Annotated in this window: 5 protein-coding genes and 1 pseudogene; 4 read left to right on the plus strand and 2 right to left on the minus strand. The window is 43.0% G+C overall.

Annotated elements, in window-relative coordinates; genetic code table 11:
• The first annotated feature begins 80 nt into the window (after positions 1-80).
• The 4 genes and pseudogenes from ACUVXA_RS13830 (at position 81) to ACUVXA_RS13845 (ending at position 4,220) form a co-directional block, all read left to right on the plus strand.
• Positions 81-971, plus strand: a complete 891-nt coding sequence (locus ACUVXA_RS13830) for a winged helix-turn-helix domain-containing protein (protein ID WP_445871865.1) — start codon at positions 81-83, stop codon at positions 969-971.
• A gap of 147 nt (positions 972-1,118) precedes the next feature.
• On the plus strand, positions 1,119-2,246 hold the full coding sequence (locus tag ACUVXA_RS13835; RefSeq protein ID WP_445871866.1) for an isocitrate/isopropylmalate dehydrogenase family protein: 1,128 nt from the start codon (positions 1,119-1,121) through the stop codon (positions 2,244-2,246).
• 121 nt (positions 2,247-2,367) lie between these two features.
• A pseudogene (locus ACUVXA_RS13840) lies at positions 2,368-3,654 on the plus strand (3-isopropylmalate dehydratase large subunit).
• Positions 3,655-3,722: 68 nt separating this feature from the next.
• Positions 3,723-4,220, plus strand: a complete 498-nt coding sequence (locus ACUVXA_RS13845; RefSeq protein WP_445871867.1) for a 3-isopropylmalate dehydratase small subunit — start codon at positions 3,723-3,725, stop codon at positions 4,218-4,220.
• 65 nt (positions 4,221-4,285) lie between these two features.
• On the opposite strand, the gene ACUVXA_RS13850 is transcribed toward ACUVXA_RS13845, so the two are convergent.
• Both ACUVXA_RS13850 and ACUVXA_RS13855 read right to left on the minus strand, forming a co-directional pair.
• On the minus strand, positions 4,286-5,638 hold the full coding sequence (locus ACUVXA_RS13850) for a phenylacetate--CoA ligase family protein (RefSeq protein WP_445871868.1): 1,353 nt from the start codon (positions 5,636-5,638) through the stop codon (positions 4,286-4,288).
• Between the two features lie 49 nt (positions 5,639-5,687).
• Complete coding sequence (locus ACUVXA_RS13855; protein WP_445871869.1) at positions 5,688-6,713, minus strand: phenylacetate--CoA ligase family protein; 1,026 nt, start codon at positions 6,711-6,713, stop codon at positions 5,688-5,690.
• Positions 6,714-6,891 lie beyond the last annotated feature (178 nt).

Below are 6,891 nucleotides of genomic sequence, written 5' to 3' on the forward strand. Positions count from 1 at the left end.
AAAAAGGTTTTTTATAATTTGTCTAAAAAGCGAAGCTTATGTAGGTTTTTTATAGGGATTTTCCGTATTCGGTGGTTGTGTTGAGCGCTGAAAAGACTATAGAGGTATTGGCTAGTAAGAATCGTCGGGCGCTAATAAATTTGCTTTTTGAAAATAAGAGATTACGTTTTGATTCTGTAATACTGATGCTAGGTTTTGAGCGGGATTTCTCTTCCAAGTTTCGGAAAAGATATTTGGAGCCTCTTACTAAAGTAGGTTTTATTAGAAGTGAGAATGATTATTTTGTTTTGACACCGCTGGGTTTTTTAGCTATTGATTTTTTTAGAGATATTGATGCTATAAAGTTGTATGGTAAATTACGTTATTTATTGGCTTTGGAGACCCCTAAGACTACAAGGCAACTTATGCGTTTTTTGGGTGTGAGTAGACGCACCTGCTGGTCCCAGCTGGAAAAGCTCAGAGGTATGGGTCTTGTGCAGACGGTGAGGATCCGCTATAAACTCCGGGACGATACTGATTTGAATCTAGGGGAGCTGCCTGGCTACCTGAAAAAGGTCATCATAATGATGGGTAGAAAAGCGGTTTCTCCCGCGGAAATTGCCTTGGCTACGGGACAGAGGGAGAGTTCCGTTTATTCACGTATGTCTGACCTCATGAGACTAGGAGTAGTGGAGTACGCGGGTCCAGAGCCACCTCCCAAAAATATTTTCCACATTTATCACAAACTTACAGAGAAAGGGTCTGAGGTTTTACAGAGGATAAAATCTTTTGAAAATGTGCTATTTTGTATGTTGTGTATTACTGATTACCTATCCAAAAACGGCAGAGTTGACGAGTTGGAGATTTGGGAGAACTGCAGTAAGAAAATACAGAATATTAATAGTTTTGAAACACGTAGAGCGATTAACATTCTACGTATGGCGGATTTGATTCAGGGTAATAAGCTTGAGGGATATACGCTTCTTCAATGAATCAACTCCAAATAGTATTCGAATTTTCCTTTAAATCCAATATGTGGAATATCAGTTTTTATTATAGTTTCTCAAAAAAAGGGTTAAAACTTGTTGAGCATGATACTTATATGTCAGCGTATTCGATTTTTTTGTGGAGGAATACTTTTGACTCGAACATACAAGATTATAGTTTTCTCAGGCGACGGTGTGGGTAAAGAGGTTGTTCCCGAAACTGTAAAGATTCTAAAATCAGCTAGAGATGTGGTGACTGGTTTTAATCTGGAATTCACAGAATTTCCCTGTGGCGGGAAACACTATTTGGAAACTGGGAAGGAGTGGCCGGACGAGGCTTGGGACGCTTGTAAAAACTCTGACGCAATTCTCTTTGGCGCTATTGGGTGGCCCGGTGCAGTTAAATCGGGAGGTGTTCTTGCGGGTGTAGACATTTTGTTGGGTTTAAGGTTTGGATTGGATCTTTATGCTAATTTGAGGCCTGCCAAGTTGTTTGAGGGAATAGAGTCTCGAGTTCTGGATAAGAGTTCTAAAGATGTGGATTTTGTCGTGGTACGTGAGAACACCGAGGGATTGTATGCTCCTATTAGAGGAGCATTGAACAGAGGAGGAATTGAGGAGCTTGCTGTGGATGTTAGAGTGATTACTCGTAAAGGAGCGGAAAGAATTATTCGTTACGCGTTCAACCTGTGTATGAGGCGGGGTGGGGCTCCCAGAGATGGTAAGAGGCGGGTGAGTTGCGTTGATAAAAGTAACGTGTTGGATGGGTGCAGACTTTTTAGAAAGATTTATGACGAAATAGCTAAGGGTTACGAAGAGATTGAGAGAGACTACGTATATGTTGATGCTATGACTCAGTGGATGATTAGAGCCCCTGAACATTACGATGTGGTAGTGACCTCAAACTTCCAAGGAGACATAATATCCGACCTTTCTGCAGTACTAATAGGAGGAATGGGAGTGGCTCCCAGCGCAAATATTGGCGAAAAATATGGGATGTTTGAACCAGTCCATGGCAGCGCCCCAGATATAGCGGGTCAACAGAAAGCTAATCCAATAGGCTCCATTCTTTCTGGTAAGATGATGCTTGAATGGTTGGCTTTGAAACATTCAGATAAGGCATGTAAAAGGGCAGCCCAAAGAATCGAAGAAGCTGTTTCCAAAGTTCTAATTGAGGGAAATATTAGAACACCAGATTTATGCTATGGGAAGTATGCTGGTTTGTCTCCAAGTAAGACTCAGGAGGTCGGTGATGCCATATTGCGGAAAATTGAGAAATAATTAGACTTTAAGAAAGAGTAATGGAAAACTAAAAAAGCTAAGGTAACTACATTACTTTATCCTTACATTATAGTTAATTGAATTTATTGATAAGCGGATATTTTTTGGAGGATATGGTTTTATGGGTATGACGATTTCGGAGAAGATTTTGGCTAGTCACTCCGGTAACGAGAAAGTGGAACCAGGAGACATTGTTAATGCTAGGATAGACCGCGTCATGGTGCACGAGATGCTTGGAAATCAGCCCCCAGGGTGAGGGTTGACTGAACTGCGTATCGCCCAGATATACGACGAGCTGGGCTTGGATCGTGTATGGGACGCAGACAAAGTGGTGGCCTTAATAGATCATTGGATTCCCGCCGGAAAAATTGATGAAGCCATTATACACCAGAAGTGCCAAGAGTTTGTGGATAAGTATAATATTGAGAACTGGTTGGGAATGCGTGAAGGAATCTGCCACGCAGTTTTTCCCCAGAAGGGATTCGTAAAACCAGGCGACCTCATCGTGGGAAGCGACTCTCACACTACAACTTACGGTGCCCTTGGTGCATTCAGTACGGGTATTGGTTCAACGGATATGGCGGTGGTTCTGGCTACTGGCGAATTATGGTTTAAGGTTCCAGCCACCATAAAGTTCGATGTTTCGGGTAAAATCCCGGAATTTATTATGGGTAAAGACATTATTCTCAGGTTAATAGGCGATATCGGGGTGGAAGGAGCCACCTACAAAACCATGGAATATGCTGGTGAAGCAGTCAAACAGTTGAGTGTTGATGGAAGATTCACACTGAGCAATATGGCTATAGAGGCAGGAGCCAAGGCCGGAATTATCGAACCGGATGAAAAAACCGTCGAGTGGGTAAAGTCTAGAACCAGAGAAAAATTCGAAGTGGTTAGAAATGATCCAGACGCCACATTCGAGGAAGTAATTAAAATGGACATTTCAAACCTTGATCCCCAGGTGGCAAAGCCGCCCAGCCCCGGCGACTCAGTACAAGTTTCAGAGGTCGAGGGAATAAAAATAGACCAGGCATTCCTTGGTTCATGTACCAATGGCAGAATTGAGGATATGAGGGCGGCAGCAAAAATTTTGAAGGGTAAAGTGATTCCCAGAGGCGTGAGATGTATTGTTATTCCCGCCTCCAAAGAGGTCTACACCCAAGCAATGCGTGAAGGACTATTCGAAATATTCCTTAATGCAGGATGTGTAATCTGCAATCCACACTGTGGACCCTGCATCGGAGGAAGCTCCGGAGTACTGGGACCGGGAGAGGTGTGCATATCATCATCAAACAGAAACTTCATCGGAAGAATGGGAAGCAAGGAAAGTAGAGTGTACTTAGCGTCCCCATACACGGTTGCAGCATCAGCAGTAAAAGGCGAAATAACGGATCCCAGAAAAATTTAAAACAGAGGAGAAGAAAAAAAGGGAGCTTAATTACATCATAAATGGAAGTATGTGGGAGAGTGTGTTTTATGACCACTGTTATTCGAGGAAAAGTTTGGAAATTTGGAGACAATATTGACACCGACATAATTATTGCCGGACCCTACCTAACCATAAGAGACGAAGACAAAATGGCAAGCCACGCCATGGAAATGGTAAACCCAGACTTCGCAAAAAAAGTAAAACCGGGAGACATTATTGTTGCAGGAAAAAACTTCGGATGCGGCTCCAGCCGAGAGGAAGCCCCTTACGTTCTCAAAAAACTGGGTGTAGCTGCCATAGTAGCAGAATTCTTCGCAAGAATATTTTACAGAAACGCCATAAACCTCGGACTACCACTAGTAGAAGTTAAAGACGTTGCCCAAAAATTTGAAGAAGGAGACACCATAGAAATCGAGCTCGAAAAAGGAATAATCAGAAACACAAAAACCAGTGAAGAACTCCAAGGAACAAAACTACCAGACTTCCTAATGGAAATCATAAAAGAAGGAGGAGCCATAGAAGCCCTAAAGAAAAAACTAAAATAACACTAACGAAAATTTAAAACACAAAACCAGATAAAAATTTTAAAAAAAGAAAGGGAAAGGGGGAATTATTGAGCTTCCTTAGTCAGGTCTAAGAGCTTAATAACCTTGTGCCCCACGAAAGGCAAATCAGAAACCTTCTCCACAATCTCGATCTCTGAATCCACACCCATCTTATCCTTCAAAGCACCTTTAACCTGTTTTGTAAAATCATCCTTGTCCTTAATCTTAGTCGCATCAACAGCCAACTTAATCTTCAGTGTCTCCATGGGGCCCTTCTTATACTTAAGGACAGTGAAATACTCAGTAAACCCTGGAATATCACCCAACGCGTTCTCAATCTCCGAGGGAAAAGTCATAGTCCCCTTAATATTCGCAGCAAAAGCCTCCCGGCCCAGAATGGTCGACCGAGAATAAGTCCGACCACAAGGACACTTCTCAGTATTCTGAATCGCAGTATCCTCAGAACCCCACCTCAACATCGGCGTAGCCTCAGCAAAAAGATTAGTAATAACCAGCTCGCCACGCTCACCCTCAGCCACCGGCTCATGACTCTCAAAATCACAAACATTAGTATAGAAGATATCATCACACGAGTGATTACCCACATGGAACGGACAGTCACCATAGTACCACAAAGGATCCGCCACCCCACCCCAATCAAAAATCTTATCCGGGTGAACACCAGCCTCAGCCTCAATACGCCTCTTAACCGCCCTCGTAACCACATCGCCGTAGCCGATTTCGAGTGATTTGCAGCTTTTGAATATTTGTTTGGGGTCTTCGTTCATTTTTTTGGCTTCTTCTATGATGGAGTATAGTGTTAGTGTTGGTCCGGCGTAGATGTCTGGTCGCAGGTTTTTCATTGTTGTTACGTGTTTTTGGGATATGAAGGGTAGGGGGTATCCGCAGTCGAGGACGCATTGTACGCCTAGTTGGTCTGCTCCGGAGTATGCTTGTACTACGTAGCCGTGCCATCGGAATCCGGTCATGTAGACTAAGTCGCCTGGTCGATAGTTTCTCATCCATTTCATTCGGGTTTCTTGCTCTGTGGCTACTAATCTATCATTCCAGGTGTAGGCAAATATGGTGGGTATGCCTGTTGTTCCGGTGGAGGCGTTTATGGTGAGTACTTTTTCTCCTAGTTCTATGGCGAGTACTCCTCCGAAGGGGTCTCCGGTTTTTGCCCGCCAGTCTCTTAGGTGGTCCTTGTATAGTATGGGTAGCTTGTTGACATCGTGTATGGTTTTTATGTCTTCGGGTGTGATTCCTGCCTCGTTGAAGCTTTTCTTATAGTAGGGGGCGTTATAGTAGGCGTGTCTTACTTCTTGCATGAGTCTTTTTGTTTGTAGTGCTTCCATTTCTTTTCGGGGCATGGTTTCGATTATTGGGTTCCAGTATTTTCCTCTCTCTTCTTTCATATCTTAAACCTCTCTCTCATTTTCATAATTTTTATTTTTATTTCATTTTTTAGATTTCTAGGAGGATTCGTGTGTGTGTTCTTCCGCATTCGCATGGTTGTTTTACTAGTTTGCCTTTGGTGTCTGATACGTATCTTAGGAGGGGGGTTGCTTCTTCGGTTAGGTTGGTGATTACTAGGTTTCCTGCTCCGTCTGATTCTATTTTTCCGGTTTGGGGGTCCATTGTTTCTACTATGAAGTGGTCTTCCCATACGTGTAGTCCGTTACATTTTTCGCATTCCAATGCGTAGAAGTGGTTGTCTTGAATGTCTAGCATGTTTAGGTGGGTTCCGCCCCAGGTTTTCTTGAATTCTTCTCTCATGTCTTTTTTCAGTATTGGGCTTCCGGGTCTTGTTCTGTGTATTACTATTTGGGGTTTGAATGCTTCTTTGGGGCCTTTGCCCTCTTTTTCGGCTTCTTTTACCATTAGTTTCGCTACGTCTGCGGTGGTGATCATTACGCGGGGTTTGAAGAAGGCTGCTAGGTAGGTCATTCGGGGTACGTCTAGTAGGGATAGCGTGCTTTCGATGGGGATAGTGGTGAAAGGTATTGTGGTTTGCACACTGGGGTGAGCGTGATGCACGCTTTCGAGGAGTCTTCCTATGACTTCCCACTGGCTTGCTTGGAGCTCAACGATGTCTCCGCGCACCATTCCGGACATCACCATGAATCTGGTTAGTTGTTCTACTATTGTCTCTCGGTCGTTGTGGGTTACCGCGGTGAGTATTAGTGGGGGTTGGGCCATTATCTCTGGAGGATTGAACATGAGCCAGAGTTTTTCTCTCGGTACGCAGAGTCTCCCTCCGAAAATGTCTTCTTTGGTGACCGCTTTCTTCATATCTTCCCTTGTCATTGGCGGTATCTTTTTTAGGTCTGCTAAAGTTTTGATGTCTCCCGGCTTTATTCCGGCTTCGTCGAATTTTTTTCGGTGAAGTGTTGAGTTGTTGTACACGTGTTGTGCTTGTCTTTTGAGTTTCTCTCCTTGAAGTTTCTCAATTTCTGTTCTAGGCATGGTTTCAATTTTTCTTTTCCACACTTCCCACACAACCCTTAGATTTTTGGTTTAGTTTTAAATAAAATATAGTCTATGTTTTGTTTAAATTTGTATTATTATTATTCATTTTTCCTTCTAATTAATTTTATTATCGTCTTGTAAGAAAAGGCGCCTTAAGTATGTGGGTTGTTGGGATAGTTCGAAAAGAATAATTGTACTC

This window comes from Candidatus Jordarchaeum sp., from assembly GCF_052745115.1.